The 17,573-nt window shown below is 68.5% G+C and carries 16 protein-coding genes; 9 read left to right on the top strand and 7 right to left on the bottom strand.

What is annotated here, in order from left to right:
* A partial coding sequence (locus tag E8A12_RS00840) for an SRPBCC family protein (RefSeq protein ID WP_293365860.1) occupies positions 1-433 on the top strand: 433 nt, incomplete at its 5' end.
* Here E8A12_RS00840 and E8A12_RS00835 read toward each other — a convergent pair.
* From E8A12_RS00835 to E8A12_RS00820, 4 genes are read right to left on the bottom strand one after another with little or no spacing between them, the layout of a single operon-like run.
* The gene (locus E8A12_RS00835) at positions 430-753 is read right to left on the bottom strand and encodes an NIPSNAP family protein (protein WP_293365859.1); all 324 of its coding nucleotides are present in this window, start codon (positions 751-753) and stop codon (positions 430-432) included. The two genes, E8A12_RS00840 and E8A12_RS00835, sit on opposite strands and share 4 nt — an antisense overlap.
* Before the next feature lie 16 nt (positions 754-769).
* Complete coding sequence (locus E8A12_RS00830) at positions 770-2,146, bottom strand: L-serine ammonia-lyase (RefSeq protein ID WP_293365858.1); 1,377 nt, start codon at positions 2,144-2,146, stop codon at positions 770-772.
* 39 nt (positions 2,147-2,185) lie between these two features.
* Positions 2,186-3,079 carry a pirin family protein gene (locus tag E8A12_RS00825; RefSeq protein WP_293365857.1) on the bottom strand — a complete coding sequence of 298 codons (894 nt, stop codon included), beginning with the start codon at positions 3,077-3,079 and terminating at the stop codon, positions 2,186-2,188.
* Positions 3,080-3,107: 28 nt separating this feature from the next.
* Positions 3,108-3,605 (bottom strand): Lrp/AsnC family transcriptional regulator, encoded by a 498-nt coding sequence (locus E8A12_RS00820; protein WP_293365856.1) that lies wholly within the window; start codon positions 3,603-3,605, stop codon positions 3,108-3,110.
* A gap of 141 nt (positions 3,606-3,746) precedes the next feature.
* Between E8A12_RS00820 and E8A12_RS00815 the strand changes: the two genes are divergently transcribed.
* From E8A12_RS00815 to E8A12_RS00795, 5 genes are all read left to right on the top strand, one after another.
* Positions 3,747-7,193, top strand: coding sequence for an indolepyruvate ferredoxin oxidoreductase family protein (locus tag E8A12_RS00815; RefSeq protein WP_293365855.1), 3,447 nt, complete (start codon positions 3,747-3,749; stop codon positions 7,191-7,193).
* 117 nt (positions 7,194-7,310) lie between these two features.
* Complete coding sequence (locus tag E8A12_RS00810; RefSeq protein ID WP_293365854.1) at positions 7,311-7,610, top strand: hypothetical protein; 300 nt, start codon at positions 7,311-7,313, stop codon at positions 7,608-7,610.
* 99 nt (positions 7,611-7,709) lie between these two features.
* Positions 7,710-8,177: a hypothetical protein gene (locus E8A12_RS00805; protein ID WP_293365853.1), complete on the top strand. Its 468-nt coding sequence runs from the start codon at positions 7,710-7,712 to the stop codon at positions 8,175-8,177.
* Between the two features lie 75 nt (positions 8,178-8,252).
* On the top strand, positions 8,253-8,576 hold the full coding sequence (locus E8A12_RS00800) for a hypothetical protein (RefSeq protein WP_293365852.1): 324 nt from the start codon (positions 8,253-8,255) through the stop codon (positions 8,574-8,576).
* A gap of 86 nt (positions 8,577-8,662) precedes the next feature.
* A complete protein-coding gene (locus E8A12_RS00795) occupies positions 8,663-9,208 on the top strand; it encodes a hypothetical protein (protein WP_293365851.1) in 546 nt (181 codons plus the stop codon).
* 93 nt (positions 9,209-9,301) lie between these two features.
* Here the strand turns inward: E8A12_RS00795 and E8A12_RS00790 are convergent, their stop codons facing one another.
* A complete protein-coding gene (locus E8A12_RS00790) occupies positions 9,302-10,474 on the bottom strand; it encodes a serine hydrolase (RefSeq protein ID WP_293365850.1) in 1,173 nt (390 codons plus the stop codon).
* A 122-nt stretch (positions 10,475-10,596) separates the two neighbouring features.
* On the opposite strand from E8A12_RS00790, the gene E8A12_RS00785 reads away from it, so the two are divergent.
* The 3 genes from E8A12_RS00785 to E8A12_RS00775 all read left to right on the top strand — a co-directional run bounded on the left by E8A12_RS00785 (position 10,597) and on the right by E8A12_RS00775 (position 14,694).
* Positions 10,597-11,709 carry an NAD(P)/FAD-dependent oxidoreductase gene (locus E8A12_RS00785; protein ID WP_293365849.1) on the top strand — a complete coding sequence of 371 codons (1,113 nt, stop codon included), beginning with the start codon at positions 10,597-10,599 and terminating at the stop codon, positions 11,707-11,709.
* Between the two features lie 73 nt (positions 11,710-11,782).
* Positions 11,783-13,735: a M1 family metallopeptidase gene (locus E8A12_RS00780; protein ID WP_293365848.1), complete on the top strand. Its 1,953-nt coding sequence runs from the start codon at positions 11,783-11,785 to the stop codon at positions 13,733-13,735.
* 11 nt (positions 13,736-13,746) lie between these two features.
* Positions 13,747-14,694: a nitronate monooxygenase gene (locus tag E8A12_RS00775; RefSeq protein WP_293365847.1), complete on the top strand. Its 948-nt coding sequence runs from the start codon at positions 13,747-13,749 to the stop codon at positions 14,692-14,694.
* Positions 14,695-14,816: 122 nt separating this feature from the next.
* Here the strand turns inward: E8A12_RS00775 and asnB are convergent, their stop codons facing one another.
* Positions 14,817-16,574, bottom strand: coding sequence for an asparagine synthase (glutamine-hydrolyzing) (gene asnB, locus E8A12_RS00770; protein WP_293365846.1), 1,758 nt, complete (start codon positions 16,572-16,574; stop codon positions 14,817-14,819).
* Positions 16,575-17,573, bottom strand: a 999-nt coding sequence (locus tag E8A12_RS00765) for a glycosyltransferase (protein ID WP_293365845.1), incomplete at its 5' end; no start/stop codon positions are given. It abuts the gene before it with no gap.

The raw sequence follows: 17,573 nt of genomic DNA, 5'->3' as shown, positions 1-17,573 counted from the left end.
CCTTGAGCGCACCTATCCCACCGTGCCCCCCCAGCGGGTGTTCGACGCCTTCGCCAGCATCGAGGGCAAGAACGGCTGGTTCACCGCGCCGAACGAGCGCTGGGACATCGGCGAGCGGACGATGGACTTCCGGGTCGGCGGCCGCGAGCGGCTGGAGGGCAAGTGGAAGAGCGGCATGGTGACCGAGTTCGACGTCCTCTACTTCGACATCATCCCCGGCGAGCGGATCGTCTACACCTACGAGATGCGGCTGGATGGGCGGAAGATCAGCGTTTCGCTCGCCACGTTCGAGTTCAAGGCGGTCCCAGGCGGCGGAACCCACCTGATCCACACCGAGCAGGGGGCTTTCCTAGACGGCTATGACGACAACGGCAGCCGCGAAGAGGGCAGCCGCGAAATCCTGGCCAAGCTGACGGCCTATCTGGAGGGCTAGGCGGCGGGCGGGACCTCGAAGAAGGGCGCGGGGTTGAGGATCTGGTTCTCCTGCTTGAGAACCAGGCCTCCGACCTCGGCCACGTAGGCCAGCCACTCGGGATCTGACCACAGGGCCGCGCGGCGCTGGGCGCGATCATCCAGGCTGTCGTAGGCCCACAGGTGGATCACCTTGTTCAGGGCGCCGACCTCCACCGAATAGTAGCCGACCAGGTGACCGAGGATGCGCTTCTGAACCGCCAACCCCTTCTCGCCATAGAGCTTGAAGTACCGGCGTGTGGCGCCCAGGGCCAAGGTGTAGGTGCGCATCTCGACGATCATCCGTATACGTCCTTCATCAGCATTCCGCCAGGTTGACGGCCAGGCCGCCGAGCGAGGTTTCCTTGTAGACCGCGCTCATGTCCTCGCCGGTGCGCTTCATGGTGGCGATCACCTTGTCGAGGCTGACCGAGTGCTGGCCGTCGCCCAGCAGGGCCAGACGCGAGGCGTCAATGGCTTTCACCGCGCCCATGGCATTGCGCTCGATGCAGGGGATCTGCACCAGGCCGCCGATCGGGTCGCAGGTCAGGCCGAGGTTGTGCTCCATGCCGATCTCGGCGGCGTTCTCGACCTGGGCGTTGGTTGCGCCCAGCGCCGCGGTCAGGCCGGCCGCGGCCATGGAGCAGGCGACGCCCACCTCGCCCTGGCACCCGACCTCGGCGCCGGAGATCGAGGCGTTCTTCTTGTAGAGCGCGCCGATGGCCGCGGCGGTCAGCAGGAAGGTGCGCCGGCCTTCCGCCGTGCCCTGGTGGAAGCGATCATAGTAGCGCAGCACCGCGGGAACGAGGCCCGCTGCGCCATTGGTTGGCGCGGTGACCACCCGGCCGCCGGCGGCGTTCTCCTCGTTCACCGCCAGCGCCCAGAGGTTCACCCAGTCCAGGGCGGCCAGGGGGTCGGCGATGCGCTTGTCGGCGTCGCACATCAGGCTCTGATGCACCTGGAAGGCGCGGCGCTGAACCTTCAGGCCGCCGGGCAGGACGCCGGGCGTCTTCATGCCGCGGTCGATGCAGGCGTACATGGCGGCCGCCACCTCATCGAGGCTGGCGTCGATCTCGGCGTCGCTGCGGCGCACCCGCTCGTTGGCGCGCATCACCTCGGCGAAGGTCAGGCCCGCGTCGGCCGCCATCGTCAGCAACTGCTCGCCGCTCTCGAACGGGTAGGGGACCTCGACTAGGGCCGCAGCTTCCGGCGGCGTGTTCAGCCCCATTTCGCCCTCGTCGCGGACGAAGCCGCCGCCGATGGAGAAATAGGTTCGCTCGGCGATCAGCCCGCCGTCGGCGTCGAAGGCGGCGAACTTCACAGCGTTGGGGTGCTGCGGTAGGCGCGTGCGGCCTTCCCAGAGCAGGTCTGTGGCCTCGTCGAAGGCGACGCCATGGCGGCCGCCGAGGTTCAGCCAGTGATTGGCGCGCACCTGGACGATCACGCCATCGGCCACGTCGGGATCGAGGCCACGCGGCTCGAACCCCGCCAGACCCAGGATCACCGCCCTGTCGGTGGCGTGGCCGCGGCCAGTCAGCGCCAGGGAGGCATAGAGGGTGATCTGCACCCGGGCGGTCTGATCGAGCCTGTCGCCCAGCCATTGCAGGAACCGCCCCGCGGCGGTCATCGGGCCCATGGTGTGCGAGCTGGACGGGCCGATCCCCAGCTTGAAGAGGTCGAAGACGCTGACGTTCATGGGCGGGGCTTGTAGCCCGTTTCCGAGATCAGGAAACCGTCAGCTCATCGCCGGCGCGGGGCCGGGCGGGTCGGGCGGCAGGGGGATGAACTCCTGGTCGTCGGCGTCGGGGAGCTTCATGCGCCCGGCGCGCCAGTCGGCCTTGGCCTGGGCGAGGCGGTCCTTGGAGGACGAGACGAAGTTCCACTCAATGAACCGTTCGCCGATGGGCTCGCCGCCCAGCAGCATGACGATGGCGTTGGTGGTCGCCTTGATCGGCACGGGCTGGCTTGGCGCGAAGACCGCCATCTGGCCTTCGTTGATCTGGCGGCCGTCGATCTCGACGATGCCCTGCGCCACATAGGCCGCCCGTTCCGGATATTCCGCCGGCAACTGGGCGGTCGCGCCGGCGTCCAGCGCCCAGTGGACGTAGAACATCGGCGAGTGGACCTTCACCTTGGCCTCCGCGCCGAAGGCCTTGCCGGCGATCAGGCGGGCCCACATGCCACCGCCCTCATAGGTGGGCAGGTCGTCGGGGCCATGGTGCGAGAAGGCCGGGTCAGTCTCCTCGTCTTCAGTAGGGAGCGCCACCCAGGCCTGGATGCCGTTCATGGTCCCGCCGTGGGTGCGCAGGTCCTCGAAGCGTTCGGAGTGGGTGATGCCTTTGCCGGCGGTCATCCAGTTGACCTCACCGGGCCGGATCACCTCGGTGGACCCCACGCTGTCGCGGTGGGTCATGGCGCCTTCGAACAGGTAGGAGACAGTGGAGAGCCCGATGTGCGGATGCGGCCGCACGTCCACCGTACGCGGGAAGCCCGCTGTGAACTGCGCCGGCCCCATGTGGTCGAAGAAGATGAAGGGGCCGACCATGCGGTGGCTGTGGAACGGCAGCACACGCCCCACTTCGAAGCCGCCCAGGTCGCGGCGGCGCTGGTCGATGACGAGTTCGATCATGTGGGAAAAGCCTCCGTCGCGGAAAGGCCTATCCTTGCGCGCTCACGTAGGGGCTGATCAAGCCGAGGGGCGCAGACGTGGTGTTCTTCACCGAGCGGATGACGATGCGGCTTTCGATGTTGGAGACCAGGCCCAGAGACAGGATGCGCTCGCGCAGGAAGTCGTCGAAGGCGTGCATGTCACGGGTCACTACGCGCAGTTCATAGTCGGCCGAGCCGGTGACCGTGGCGCACTGCACCACCTCGGCCAACTTGGTGATCGCGGTCTCGAAGGCGTCGAGGTTGTCGCGCGTCGGCAGGCTGAGCTTGACGGTGCAGTAGACCTCGAAGCCCAGGCCCAGCTTTTCGCGGTCCAGGATGGTCACCCGGCGCTGGATGACGCCGGCGTCCTCCAGCCGCTTGATCCGCCGCCAGCAGGGGCTGGAGGACAATCCGACCCGCTCGGCGATCTCCGCCACCGACAGCCCGGCGTCGTGCTGGATCAGATCCAGGATTTTAGCATCGACGGCGTCGAGCACCTCAGACAAGTTTTCCTCCCCGTTCTGCGCCTTATGGGCGTCGTTCGTGCCCCCGAACCCAGAGGCGGGGGCACGCTTTTGGCAAGCAATTGCTGTGATCTTATATGATCTTCTAAATGACGCGCGAGGGGCAGAAGGAAGAAAATTGCGATGCGGCACGCTGAAGTGACGCTCGACGACAAGTTTCTGCTCACCGAAGGCAGGGTTTTCATCACCGGCGTCCAAGCGCTGCTGCGTGTCCTGATGGACCAGCATCGGCTGGACAGGGCCGCGGGCCTCAGCACGGCGGGGTTCGTCTCCGGCTATCGCGGTTCGCCACTGGGCGGCCTGGACCAGCAGGCCAATCGCGCCAAGAAATTCCTGCAGGCCGCCGACGTCGTCTTCAAGGAAGGGATCAACGAGGACCTGGCCGCCACCGCCGTCTGGGGCAGCCAGCAGGCCAACCTGTTTCCCGACAGCGCCAAGTACGATGGCGTGTTCGGCATGTGGTACGGCAAGGCGCCCGGCGTCGACCGCACCGGCGACGTCTTCAAGCACGCCAACTTCGCCGGGACCTTCCCCAAGGGCGGGGTGCTGGCGGTGGCCGGCGACGACCACAACTGCAAGTCCTCCACACTGCCGTCGCAGTCGGAATACGCCTTCCAGGATTTCGAGATGCCGGTGCTGTCGCCGGCCGACGTGCAGGAGGTGCTGGACTATGGGCTGATGGGCTACGCCATGTCGCGCTATTCCGGCCTGTGGGTCGGGCTGATCGCGCTGGCCGACACCATGGATTCGGGCGTCACCATCGACATCGGCGTCGACCGCCACAAGTTTGTCCTGCCGGAGAACTTCCGCCTGCCCGCCGGGGGCCTCGGCATCCGGCTGAAGGACCAGCCGCTGGAGAAGGAGCGCCGGCTACGGACACAGAAGCTGCCCGCGGCGCTGGCCTTCGCGCGGGCAAACAAGATCGACCGGGTGATGCTAGGGTCCTCGCGCCCGCGTCTCGGCATCGTCTGCCAGGGGCAGGCCTACAAGGACGTCATCGAAGCCTTCGCGGCCATGGGGATTTCCTTCGCCGAAGCCGCCGACCTGGGCGTCGCGATCTATAAGGTCGGCATGCCCTGGCCGCTGGAGCCGCAAGGCATCCGCGCCTTCGCCGCCGGCCTGGAGACCATGATGGTCATCGAGCACAAGCGCCCGCTGATCGAGACCCAGGCGCGCGCGGCGCTCTACGACTTGCCGGCTCACGCGCGTCCGAAGATCATCGGCAAGGCGGACGAGCAGGGCCATCCGCTGCTGTCGGAGATCGGCTCGCTGTCGGTGGCGGAAGTGGCCCTGGCCATCGCCGATCGACTGCCCCCGGGCCCGCACATGGACCGCGTCCACGACTATCTTGCGCGGGTCTCAGCCGCCTCCATGGCCGCCGTGACGCTGAGCGCCGACCAGCAGCGCAAGCCCTTCTTCTGCTCCGGCTGCCCGCACAATTCCTCGACCCGCGTGCCGGAAGGCTCCCGCGCCCTGGCCGGCATCGGCTGCCACTACATGGCGAGCTTCAACGACCCTTCGACTGACTTGAACAGTCACATGGGCGGCGAGGGCCTGAGCTGGGTGGGCGCCTCGCCCTTCACCAACGAGAGCCACGTCTTCGTCAACCTGGGCGACGGCACCTACAACCACTCGGGCTCGCTGGCGGTCCGCGCCGCGGTCGCGGCCAAGTCGTCGATGACCTACAAGCTCTTGTTCAACGACGCGGTCGCCATGACCGGCGGCCAGGCGGCTGAGAGCGGCTTCACGCCCGCCCAGATCACTCGCCAGCTGCACGCCGAGGGCGTCGAGAAGATCGTCATCGTGGCGGCCGAGCCGGAGAAGTACCAGAACGCCACCGACCTGGCGCCCGGGGTGGAGGTGCATCCGCGTTCCGAGCTGATGGCCGTGCAGGAGAAGTTACGCGAGACGCCGGGCGTGACCGTGCTGCTCTACGACCAGGTCTGCGCCACCGAGAAGCGCCGCCGCCGCAAGCGCGGGACGATGAAGTCCGCCCCGCAGCGCGTGATGATCAACCCGCTGGTCTGCGAAGGCTGCGGCGACTGCTCGAAGACCTCCAACTGCGTCTCGGTCGAGCCGCTGAACACCGAGTTCGGCCGCAAGCGCAAGATCAACCAGTCCTCCTGCAACCAGGACTACACCTGCCTGGAAGGCTTCTGTCCTTCCTTCATAACGCTCGAAGGCGCGGAGAACCCGCAGCGCGAGGCGATGCCGGCGCTGACCGCGGACTCCACGCCCCTGCCGGCCTTCGAGCCCTTCGAGGGCGTGAAGAACATCGTCTTCACCGGCGTCGGCGGCACCGGCGTGACGACGGTCGCCTCGATCCTGGCCATGGCCGCCCACGTTGACGGCCGGGCGGCCTCGGTGGTCGACATGACGGGCCTCGCGCAGAAGGGCGGGGCGGTGTTCAGCCACGTCCGTATCGGGGCTGCCGAGGACACCGTGGTCGGCGGCCGCGTGCCGGCGGCCAGCGCGAATGTCCTGATCGCCTGCGACCTGCTCTCGGCGGCCGGCGCCGATGCGCTGGCGCTCTACGCCAAGGACCGAACGGTGGCGGTGGGTAACGCCGACTTCGCGCCCACAGCCGACTTCGTCAGCGACCGCGATGTGCGCTTCGACGCCGAGGAACAGGGCCGCCGGCTGGCCGCGGCGGTGAAGTCCTACGACGCCATGCCGGCCCAGAACCTGGCGGTGGCGAACCTGGGCGACGCGATCTACGGCAACATGATCATGCTGGGTTTCGCCTGGCAGAAGGGCGTGATCCCGCTCTCCAGCCGCGCCCTCTACCGCGCCATCCGATTGAACGGCGTCGACGCCGAAGCCAACCTTCAGGCCTTCGAACTGGGCCGCAAGGCGGCGTTCGATCCTGCCGCCCGCGGCAAGCGCGAGGACGACGTGCCGACGCCGGAGACCATGACCCTGGACGAGCTGGTCGCCCATCGCACGAAGGAGCTTACCGCCTACCAGAGCGCGGCCTACGCGAAGCGCTACGCCGACCAGGTGGCGGCAGTGCGCGCCGCCGAGGCCCCGCTGACGTCCGAGGCCCTGACCCGCGCCGTAGCGGTGAACCTCTACAAGCTGATGGCCTACAAGGACGAATACGAGGTCGCGCGGCTCTACACCGACGGCCGCTTCCAGGCCTACCGCAATCTGACCTTCAAGGGCGGCAAGGCCAAGGTCTGGCTCGCCCCGCCGCTAATCGCACGCAAGGGCTCCAACGGGCGGCCGAAGAAGATCGCCTTCGGCGGCTGGATGCTGGACGCCGCCTTCCCGGTCATGGCCCGGATGAAGGGCCTGCGGGGCACGGCGCTGGACATCTTCGGCTACACTGACGAGCGGAAGACGGAGCGCGGCCTGATCGCCGACTACGAGGCGGGCCTCAAGGCGCTGATCGCCGGCCTGACGCCCAACCGGCTGGAGACCGCCCTCCGCATCGCCGCCATCCCGCAGAAGATTCGCGGCTACGGCCATATCAAGGACGCTTCCATCGGCCCCGCCAAGGCCGAGGAGAAGGCGCTGTGGGATCGCTGGGAGAAGCAGGGCGAGCGGGAACTGGTGGGCGCCTCGTGATCCTGCGTCCATCCGGCCGCGCACAAAACAGGCGCAACGCTTTCAAAGCCTGACCGTTCAAGCCACTATCATCTCAGCGGAGGGGCGGCGGGGGCTGTCCCAACGGGGGAACGACCAATGGACGAACGCGAAGAGAGACGACTGCACGACAGCGTCAGCCTGGTGGGGCTCAGGGCTCACGCCACCGCGGTGGGATTCCTGAAACTGACCTCCGAACTGGTTCGGGCCGGCGTGCTCGACGAGGGGGCCGTGGACCGGATCAAGGAGGCGATCGTCAAGGAGCTGTCACTCTCCCGAAGCCGCTCGGCGTCGAAGGAGGAGTTCGAGCGGTCGACGCGCGCGCGCCTCGACGGGCTGTTCGCGGGCGAGGAACGCCTCGGCGAACAACCGCCCCCGGAGATGGCTCCGGGCGCCTGAGCCGATAGGCCACGGGCGGCCTCCGCAAGCGGGTTGACCCGCCAGGCTACATCTGTAAATAATCTGGCCTACGTGTGTAATTTCCGGGAAGCACGGGCCATGACCTTTGTCGCGCCGATCGTCCCGAAACTTCGGCGCGGCGCCACGGCGCGGCTGACGCTGATCACGCTCGCGGGGCTGGCGGTGGCGGTCCCCGCGAGCGGGCTCTACGCCTTCTGGAATCACCAGCATGGGCTGCGCCGGGACTGGGACATCAAGGGGCCGCCCTGTCCGCCGCCGAAGGACAGCTGGGAGGCCATTGTCCTCAAGCGCCAGCCGCACAGCTTCAAATACGGCGGAGCCGACTTCGCCCATCCGTTCGGCGGCGCCGACTGCGCATCGGTGCCGGATGGCCGTTTCCCGACGCGCGACGCCTACTACGTCTGCCAGTTCACCGGGCCGGTTATGGTGTCGGTCACCGTGGCGGGGAAGACGACCGTCTTCGAGCCCGGCTATGGCCGCCACGCCGCGGTCAGCGTCCGCAAGGGTCGGGTGGCCTGCGTGCTGGGCGGCTGGACGCAGGCCTAGCGATGCGACCTCGGGCCGCGTGACAAGCCCAGGGCCGTGGAATAGGCTTTCACGACCCATCGTCGGGGGGACATCATGGTCAGCGCCGTTCTCGCCGCCGCCGTTGTCTTCATGCAGGCTGCGGCCGCCGGCACACCCGCCACCACAACCGACCCCTCGCCACCGCCCGCAGCCACGGCGTCCAACTCTGTCAGCCCGTTGACCGTGACCGGCAAGACGCGGCAAGCCGTCGACCTCGACCCCAGCGCGGTCGTCTGTCACAGCGAAACCAAGCTCGGCAGCCTGTTGCCCATCAAGATCTGCGCCACGCGCCGCGAAGTGGACGAACGCCGCCAGAACGACCAGCAAGTCGCCCGGGACTTCCAGCGCTCCGTCATGGTCGGGAAGCAGCCGCAGTAGGCGGCGCGCACCCGCACCGCGCCGGTGTCCGCCGACTCTGCGCGGAAGCCGTTACATCCGCTGACGAGATTGGAGTTCTGGCCCGCATGGACGTACGGCGCGAGGTGTTCTGGATAACGACCTGGGCGAGGCGTCTGGGGTGGAGCCTTCTAGTCCTGTGCATGGCCGCAGGGCTCGCCGCGCCGACGCCGACGTCGGCGGACGCCAAGCGCGACCGCGCCGGCGGGCTGGAAGTCCGCTCGCCGAATGGCGCGCTCACCGCGAGCCTCACGGCGGTCGGCGCCGGCTGCGACGAGAGCGTCGTCACCATTCGCACCGCCGGCCCCGCGGTCGTCCATAGCTTCACCTCGCCGGACTGCCAGAACGGCTATGTGGTGAACCAGGCGCAATGGACGGCGGATTCGCGTTTCTTCATCTTCAACCTGCAGAGTTCCGGCGGCCATCAGCCGATGAACCAGCCGCTGTGGCGCTACGACCGGACGATCGGCGACATCCGCGAGGTGAGCCTGCCCGGCAACGTCGTGCCGGGGGCCTTCCGGCTACGGCCGCACGATCACCTGGCCCTGCGGGTCTGGAACATCGACCGCCAGGCGGAAGCCGGCGTGGAAGTGGACCTGAGGGCGGAGCGGTAGGTCTCTGCTGGACCCCGTCGAAATGTCTGCGATGACTCGGCATTCTTCTGGATGCGGCGCCCTTCATCTGGAATAGGGCTCGGGTGGCGCCCCCTACTTCACTGCCGCCAGCACCCCAGCCACCATTGCATCATAGGCCGCGCGCAGCTCCTTGCCCGTCGCCGCCGGCCAGGCGGAGTTCTGGACGATGATCAGGTGCTCCTTCGGGAACGTCGTGATCGCCTGGCCAAAGATGCCGACGGCTTCGTAGGAGCCGTTCGCGCGGATCCACCAGAAGTAGCCGTAGCCGCCCAGGCCGTTGTCGATCTCCTGCTTGGTGGCGTCGACGACCCACCAGCTGGGCACGACCGGCTTGCCGTCCGCCACGCCGCCGCCGGCGATGAACATGCCGAGCCGCCCGTAGTCGCGCAGCGTCATGGAGATGCCCGTGCCGCCGCGTTCCTGGCCGCCGGGATCGGTCATCCAGACGCCGTCCTGCTCCATGCCGTAGGGCTTCCAGATCTTCTCCGAGGCGTATTGCGCGAGGCCCTCGCCGGTCGCCTTGGAGACCAGCACGCCGACCAGATCGGTCTCGCCAGTGTTGTAGTGCCAGGTCGTGCCCGGTTCGTGGGCGCGGGGCAGCTTGCGCAGGTAGCTGACCATCGGGTTGACCCCCGGCTCGGTGACCGAGCCGCCGGCCAGGGCCACGTCGGACTTGGGGTCGGTGTAGTCCTCGTTCCACTTCACGCCGGAGCTCATCATCAGCATCTGGCGGACGGTAACGCCCTCATAGGCGCTGCCCTTCAGGTCGGGGACGTAGCGGGTGATGGGGTCGTCGATCGACGTGATCTTGCCGTCCTGGATCGCCGCGCCCACCAGGGTCGAAGTCATCGACTTGGCCACGGAGAAGGAGGTCCAGCGGTCGGTGGGCTTGCGGCCGAGGCCGTATTTTTCGAGGACAATCTTGCCGTCCTTCAGCACCAGCAGGCCGGAGACCCGGTAGGCCTTCATGTAGTCGTCGATGGTCCAGGCGTTGCCGTCATAGGCGAAGGTCGGCGCGATCTGGTGGGCGGCGACCGGCAGCGGGTGGACCTTGGCGCCGCGCCTGATCGTGTTGGTCTTGAAGATGTGCTCGATGTCGCGGAAGCCCTTGGCCTGCTTCTCGCCGCGCCAGTCGAGGATCGAGGCGATGGCTACGGGATGGTTGGGGTCGAGGGAGACCTGGGCGTGGGATGTGGTGGTGATCACGAGCGCGCCCGCAAACGCCAGCCCAACGATCTTCCGCATGTCACGCACTCCTGGATTTTGGCGGGCAGCTAGAGCGTTTTTCAACCCGGCCCGCAACACCCACCGCGGGGATGAGCGGCGTGAGGGTTTCGCTTCGGCGCGCCACGCGCTAGGCGGTGGGGATGGCCGAGTTCGATTTCGATGCGGTGGTGGTGGGCGCAGGCGCCGTGGGGCTGGCGTGCGGATATGCGCTGGCGAAGCGCGGCCTGACCGTGGCGGTGCTGGAGAAGGAGGCGGCCATCGGCCAGGGCGTCTCCTCGCGCAATTCCGAGGTGGTGCACGGCGGGCTCTACTATCCGACCGGCTCGCTGAAGGCGCGGCTGTGCGTCCAGGGCCGGCGCGCCCTGTACGCCTTCTGCGATCAGCACCACGTCGACTACGACCGCTGCGGCAAGCTGGTCGTGGCGACAGAGCCGGAGGACGAGGCGCGGCTCGGCGATATCCTGGAACAGGCCCGCACCAACGACGTCGAGGGCATGGAGCAGATCAGCGCCGCCCAGGCCGTGGCGATGGAGCCGGAGCTGAAGTGCTATGGCGCGCTGATCTCGCCGCAGAGCGGGATCTTCGACAGCCACGGCTATATGCTGGCCCTGGAGGGTGAGATCGGGGCCGGCGGCGGGGCGGTGGTCACCTCGACGCCGTTCGAAGGCGCCGCTCCGCTGGAGGGAGGCGGGTTCTCGGTGCGGGCCGGCGGCGAGGAGCCGGCGACGCTCACCTGCCGCTACCTGGTCACGGCGCCCGGCCTGTCGGCGCAGGAGGTGGCGGCCAAGATCGAGGGCTTCCCGGCCGCGGAGATCCCCAAGGCGCACTACGGCAAGGGGATGTACTTCCGCCTGGTGGGCAAGGCGCCGTTCAGCCGCCTGATCTATCCGCCGCCGATCCACGGGGCGCTCGGCACCCACTATCGCCGCGACCTGGGCGGCCAGGCGGTGTTCGGACCGGATCTGACCTATGTGAAGACCCTGGACTACAGTGTCGATCCCGCGATGCGCGGCGCCTTCGCCGCCTATATCCGCAAGTTCTGGCCGGCCGTGCCCGAAGAAGCGCTCAGCCCCGACTACGCCGGCATCCGCCCCAAGCTGCACGGCCCCGACGAGCCGCAGCCGGACTTCCGCATCGATGACGCGGCGATGCACAAGCTGCCCGGTCTGGTAGCCCTGTTCGGCATCGAAAGCCCCGGCCTGACCTCCTCCCTGGCGATCGGCGAAAACGTGGCGGGGCGGTTGGGTCTGTAGGCCCGCTCTCCCTCTCGCTTCGTGGGGGAGAGGAGGCTTATGGTGCCGCGCTCAAGTTCTCCGGGGGATTCCTTTGCGATCGATCATCCTTTTCGCCGCTGTGTCCGTTCTGGCGGCCTCCGCCCACGCCCAGACCGCGCCGCCGCACTTCGATCCCCTGAAGACTTTTGCGCCGCTCAACCTGGCCGCGCCGCCGACCACGATCCGGACGGGCTCCGGGACGCCGGGTCCGGCCTATTGGCAGAACCGCGCCGATTTCAACATCGACGCTCGGATCGACACCACGGCCCACGTGCTCTCCGGCGAGGAGACGATCACCTATACGAACAACAGTCCCGAGGAGCTGGGCTTCCTCTGGATCCAGATGGACCAGAACCTCTACCGTCGCGAAAGCCGCGGCTACGCCATGTCCGGCGGCCGCCGCATCGATCCGAGGAACTCGACGCCCGGCTACGAGATCGACGCGGTTATGTCAGGCGGCAAGACGCTCAACACCGTGGTCAGCGACACCCGCATGCGCGTCGACCTGCCGTCGGCGGTCAAGGGCGGCGGCGGCAAGGTGCAGGTGAAGATCAAGTACCACTTCCTGATCCCCGGCCTGTTCGGCGGGCGGATGGCCTGGGAGACCAACAAGTCCGGCGACATCTACGACCTGGCGCAGTGGTACCCGCGCCTGCAGGTGTTCGACGACGTGCGCGGCTGGGACACGCTCCCGTACCTGGCCAATGAGTTCTACCTCGAATACGGCAATTTCGACTACGCTGTGACCGTGCCGGCCGACATGATCGTGGCCGGGTCGGGCGCTCTGGTGAACGCCAACGAAGTGCTGACGGCCGAGCAGCGGGCGCGGTTCGAACGCGCCAAGGCCAGCGACAAGACGGTGCTGATCCGCACGCCGGAGGAGGTGGCCGAGACGCCGCCGCCGAAGGGCGCGACCAAGACCTGGCGCTTCCACATGGACCAGACCCGCGACGTGGCCTTCACGGCCAGCCGGGCCTTCGTCTGGGACGCGGCCAAGATCAACTTGCCGGACGGCAAGAGCGCGGTCGCCCAGTCGGTCTACCCGCCGGAGAGCGTCGGCGACAACGGCTGGAGCCGGTCGACCGAATATATGAAGGACGCCGTCGAGCGGTTCTCCAAGCGCTGGTATCCCTACCCCTGGCCGAACGCGATCAACGTGGCCGGGCCCGCCACCGGCATGGAATATCCGGGCATCGTCTTCGACGGCATCGACGACAAGGCCAAGACCCTGTTCTTCATCTCGGCGCACGAGATCGGCCACTCCTGGTTCCCGATGATCGTCGGCTCCGACGAGCGGCGCGACCCGTGGATGGACGAAGGGATCAACACCTTCATCGACGTCTATGAGAGCGACGACTTCGAGAACGGCGTCTATGGCCCGAAGCGCGATGGAGAATACGCCCCGGCGCCGGCCGGCACGCCGGCCGACCAGATCGCAGAGTTGATCAAGGACCCCGAGGCGCCGGTGATCCTGTCGCGCGGCGACACCATCCGCGAGAAATACCGCCACCCGGTGACCTACTTCAAAGCCGCCTTCGGGCTCACCCTGCTGCGCGAAGACATCCTGGGCCCGGAACGCTTCGACCCGGCCTTCCGCAAGTACATCGCCGACTGGGCGTTCAAGCACCCCAAGCCCAGCGACTTCTTCCGCGAGATGGAGAGCGCCGGCGGCGAGGACCTCAGCTATTTCTGGCGCGGCTACTTCCTCAACAACTGGTCGCACGACATGGCCGTCAGCGACGTGAAATACGTCGACGGCGACCCGGCCAAGGGCGTGCAGGTAACGGTGCAGAACCTTGGCCGGCTGGTCCTGCCGGCGACACTGCGGGTGACCTACAAGGACGGCAAGAAGAAGGACGTTCGCGTCCCTGTGGAAACCTGGATGCAGACCGGGACCCACACCTTCACCGTCGAGGGCGGCGGCGCGGTGGCCGAGGCGACCATCGACCCCGACCATCGCCTGCCTGACGCCGACCGCTCCAACAACAGCTTCAAACCGCAATGAGGCCCGGCGCCATGATCAAGAACCGCATCACCGACCTGCTTGGCGTGCAGTACCCGATCGTTCAGGCGCCGATGGGCTGGATCGCCCGCGCGCAGCTGGCCTCGGCGGTCTCCAACGCCGGGGGCCTGGGCATCATCGAGACCTCGTCCGGGCGCCTCGACGAGGTGCGCGAGGAGGTCAAGAAGATGGCCGGGCTGACCGACAAGCCCTGGGGCATCAACGTCGCCCAGGCCTTCGTCCGCGACCCGGACATCGTCAGCTTCGTCGCCGACCAGGGGGTGAAGTTTGTCACCACCTCGGCGGGCGATCCCAACCGCTATTGCGAGGCGCTGAAGGGCCGGGGTCTCACCGTGTTCCACGTAGTCCCGTCGCTGGCCGCGGCGCTGAAGGCCATCGAGGCCGGCGTCGACGGCCTGGTGGTCGAGGGCGGCGAGGGCGGCGGGTTCAAGAACAGCCGCGACGTGGCGACCATGGTGCTGCTGCCGCTGGTCTGTTCGAAGGTCTCCGTGCCGGTGATCGCCGCCGGCGGCATCACCGACGGGCGCACCATGGCTGCGGCCTTCGCCCTGGGCGCCGAGGGCGTGCAGATGGGGACGCGCATGGTCTCCGCCGCCGAGAGCCCAGTGCACCAGAACTGGAAGGACATGATCGTCGGCGCGAAGGAGACTGACACGGTCTTCCTCAACCGCTTCGGCCCGGGGCCTGCGCTGCGCGCGCTGCGCACCGAGAAGACCACGGAGTTCGAAAAGACGCCGCCCGAGAGCATCATGGGCGAGTTTGCTCGCGCGCTCGACCTCTACTTCGGCGGCGACATGGAGGCCTCGATCGCACTCTCCGGCCAGGTCGCCGGGCGGATCGACAGCGTCAAGCCGGTGGCCCAGATCATCCGCGAGACGGTGGAGGAGTTCGAGGCCACGATCGCCGAGATCGGCGCGAAGTATGGGGTGGTGGTGGCTTAGGCGCCGCAGCTCCTCCCCTTCGGGGGAGGTGGCGCGGAGCGCCGGAGGGGGCTTCCGCTCAAACCTAGGAAGCCCCCCTCAGTCGGCTTCGCCGACAGCTCCCCCGACGGGGGCAACTGGCTCTAGATCCGCCCCGCCACGCTCTCCAGCGCCTCCGCGGGGCTCGCGCCGTCCAGGTGGATGCGGGACCACAAGGCGAAGAACAAGAGCGGCCAGCGGACGCCGTCGCCGCCGGCCTTGAAGGCTTCGGCGGCTTGCGGCTGGACCTGGCGTACGGCGTCGATCTTGCCGAGGCGGGCGGCGATGTCGGCGGCGCGCGGCGCGATCCAGGCTTCGACAGGCACCGTGAAGCCCTGCTTGCGGGCCCAGGGCTCGGCGGCGGGGCAGGCGCGCTCCAGCCATTTGCGCAGCAGCCACTTGCCGTAGCGGCCGCGCACCTTGAACCGGTCGGCGAGCGGGAAGGCGAAGGCTGCGACGTACGGATCAAGGAACGGCGTGCGGCCCTCGAGGCCATGGGCCATCAGGCAGCGGTCGAGCTTGAGCAGCAGGTCGTTGGGCAGCCATGTGGCGATGTCTGCCCATTGCGCCTGCTGCAGGCGGGTCAGGTCGGCCGGGCCCTTGGCCTCGGCGCGCCAGCGGACCAGGGCGGCAGGGTCGGCGCGCCTCGGCTCGGCGGGCCGGCCGCCCAGCCAGGCCGGGCGCAGGGCGCGGCGGTAGCGGCCGTAGCCGCCGAAAAGCTCGTCGCCGCCCTCGCCAGTGAGCACCACGGTCAGCGTGCCCTTCGCAGCCTCGGCCAGCTTGTAGGTGGGAAGGGTCGCATAGTCGGCGGTGGGGTCGTCCAGGGCCCAGGCGACCTCAGGCGCGATCCGCCAGAAGTCTGCCTCGCCGAAGTTTGTCTCCCGCCAGTCGAGGTTGAGCGTGCGGGCCACGCGCTCGGCCTGGGCGCGTTCGTCCGTGGCGCCGGGCGCGTCGAAGCCGCAGGTGAAGGCTGTGACCGGCCGCTCGTTCAGCCGGGCCATCAGGGTGGCGATGGACGCCGAGTCGATCCCGCCGGACAGGAACAGGCCGTAGGGGACATCGGAGCGCTGGTGTACGCGGACGGAATCCTCGAGGACCCGATCCAGCTCATCCAACAATTCCCGCTCGTCCCCGCGAAGGCGGGGATCCATCGGGCGTTGGGGAACGGTCCTTAACTCAGCTTGGGTCTCGGCCTTTGGGGGGATGAGCGGAGGTTTTGAGAGCCATCCCTGCCGCCAGTTGCTCGCAATCCGCCCGTCGCGGACCTCGACCACCTCGCCGGGGGCGAGGCGACGGAGGCCTTGGAAGAGGGTGCGTGCGCCGAGGGTATAGTTGAAGGCGAGCAGCTCCTTGGCCGGCTCGGGGTCGAGGACCGTCTGCATCAGGCCGGCCTTCAGGAAGGCCCGGGGCTCGGAGGCGAAGGCCAGGCCGCCGTCGTGTTCCATGATGTAGAGCGGCTTGATGCCGAAGGGATCGCGGGCCAGCCAGGTTCGGCCGTCGCCGCCGATCAAGCAGAGCGCGTACATCCCGCGCAGGCGCTCGAAGGCCTTATCGCCCTCGCGGGCGTAGAGATGCAGCAGGGGCTCGAAATCGGAGCCGGTGGAAAGAAAGTCCGTGAGCTGATGATCCCGCGTCAGCTCAACGTAGTTGTAGATCTCGCCATTGCCGATCACCGTCGAGCCGGCGGCGTGCAGCGGCTGCCAACCCCCCTCCAGGTCGATGATGGAGAGGCGCGCGTGGGCGACGGCCGCGCCGGCCATCTCTTCCACGCGGATGCCATCAGGGCCGCGGTGGGTCAGGGCGGCGATCATCTCGGCGGCGCGGGCGTCCGCCCCGCCGATCTGTCCCGCGATGCCGCACATTCAGGCCGCCCCGTAGTCGGCGAAGAGGGTCTTCCACTGGCCGATCACCGCGGCCTCGGAAAACTCGGCGGCCACCCGGCCGAGGCCGCGCTCGGCCAGCCGCGCCGCGCGGGCCGGGTCGGCCAGCAGCTGGCGTACGCTTTCGGCCAGGCCGCCAGGGTCGTCGATGGGGATCAGGAGGCCGTCGCGCCCGTCCTCGATCAGCGCCTTGGGGCCTTGGCTTTCGGCGGCGATCACCGGCAGGCCATGCGCCCAGGCCTGGATCACCACATTGCCCAGCGGCTCGTAGCGCGAGGGGAAGACGCAGATGTCGGCGGCCCGGTAGAGCGCCGAGGGATCGGTGCGCCACCCCAGGAACCGCACGCGGTGCTCGACGCCGAGCGCCTGGGCCATAGCCTTCAGCTTGGCCTCGAGCGGCCCGACCCCGGCGATCCACAGGTAGGCGTCCGGCAGTTCGACCAGCGCCTGCAGGCTGACGTCATGGGCCTTGCTATCGTGAAGCCGGCCCATGCCGAGCAACAGGGGCGCGCCGGCCGGGGTGTCCAGGCTGGCGCGGTCCAGCCCGGCGCCGTCCGGCGGCGCGGCGGCGAAGTTGGGGATGCAGCGCACGCGCCCCGCCGGCCAGCCCTGACCCACGATCCACTCGGCGATGTCCTCGGTGTTGGCCACCAGCTCCTCGAAGCCCGCGTAGTATTTGAGGTTGTAGTAGCCGCCCAGCCGCCCGATCCGCGCCCAGGGCCCGTGTGGCGTGTGGCGTGCGGCGCGGTTCATCCAGGCCAGCAGCAGCTTAGCGTTCTGCAGCCGCGCGTAGCCGGCGGCGGCGGTCCTGGTCAGAATGTCGATGGGGCCGCCGAAGCCCAGCGTCTTCACCGGCACACCCGCGGCCGTCAGCGCCGCCTCGCGGCCGGGGTGCCGGCGAATGGCCGCCGCCTCGCCCACGCCGGCGCGCGCTAGCGCGGTGACGAGGTCGACGAGGTAGGTCTCGGCCCCGCCGTCGCC

It is taken from the genome of Phenylobacterium sp., assembly GCF_004799395.1.
Taxonomy (GTDB): Bacteria; Pseudomonadota; Alphaproteobacteria; order Caulobacterales; family Caulobacteraceae; genus Phenylobacterium.
The sequence above is the reverse complement of the archived record's forward strand: the minus strand, read 5'-3'. Positions and strand labels throughout refer to the sequence as shown.

Coding starts and splice junctions, on each gene's coding strand:
- E8A12_RS00835 (WP_293365859.1), bottom strand. CDS start 753: ATGATCGTCGAGATGCGCACCTACACCTTGGCCCTGGGCGCCACACGC.
- E8A12_RS00830 (WP_293365858.1), bottom strand. CDS start 2,146: ATGAACGTCAGCGTCTTCGACCTCTTCAAGCTGGGGATCGGCCCGTCC.
- E8A12_RS00825 (WP_293365857.1), bottom strand. CDS start 3,079: ATGATCGAACTCGTCATCGACCAGCGCCGCCGCGACCTGGGCGGCTTC.
- E8A12_RS00815 (WP_293365855.1), top strand. CDS start 3,747: ATGCGGCACGCTGAAGTGACGCTCGACGACAAGTTTCTGCTCACCGAA.
- E8A12_RS00810 (WP_293365854.1), top strand. CDS start 7,311: ATGGACGAACGCGAAGAGAGACGACTGCACGACAGCGTCAGCCTGGTG.
- E8A12_RS00805 (WP_293365853.1), top strand. CDS start 7,710: ATGACCTTTGTCGCGCCGATCGTCCCGAAACTTCGGCGCGGCGCCACG.
- E8A12_RS00800 (WP_293365852.1), top strand. CDS start 8,253: ATGGTCAGCGCCGTTCTCGCCGCCGCCGTTGTCTTCATGCAGGCTGCG.
- E8A12_RS00795 (WP_293365851.1), top strand. CDS start 8,663: ATGGACGTACGGCGCGAGGTGTTCTGGATAACGACCTGGGCGAGGCGT.
- E8A12_RS00790 (WP_293365850.1), bottom strand. CDS start 10,474: ATGCGGAAGATCGTTGGGCTGGCGTTTGCGGGCGCGCTCGTGATCACC.
- E8A12_RS00785 (WP_293365849.1), top strand. CDS start 10,597: ATGGCCGAGTTCGATTTCGATGCGGTGGTGGTGGGCGCAGGCGCCGTG.
- E8A12_RS00775 (WP_293365847.1), top strand. CDS start 13,747: ATGATCAAGAACCGCATCACCGACCTGCTTGGCGTGCAGTACCCGATC.
- asnB (WP_293365846.1), bottom strand. CDS start 16,574: ATGTGCGGCATCGCGGGACAGATCGGCGGGGCGGACGCCCGCGCCGCC.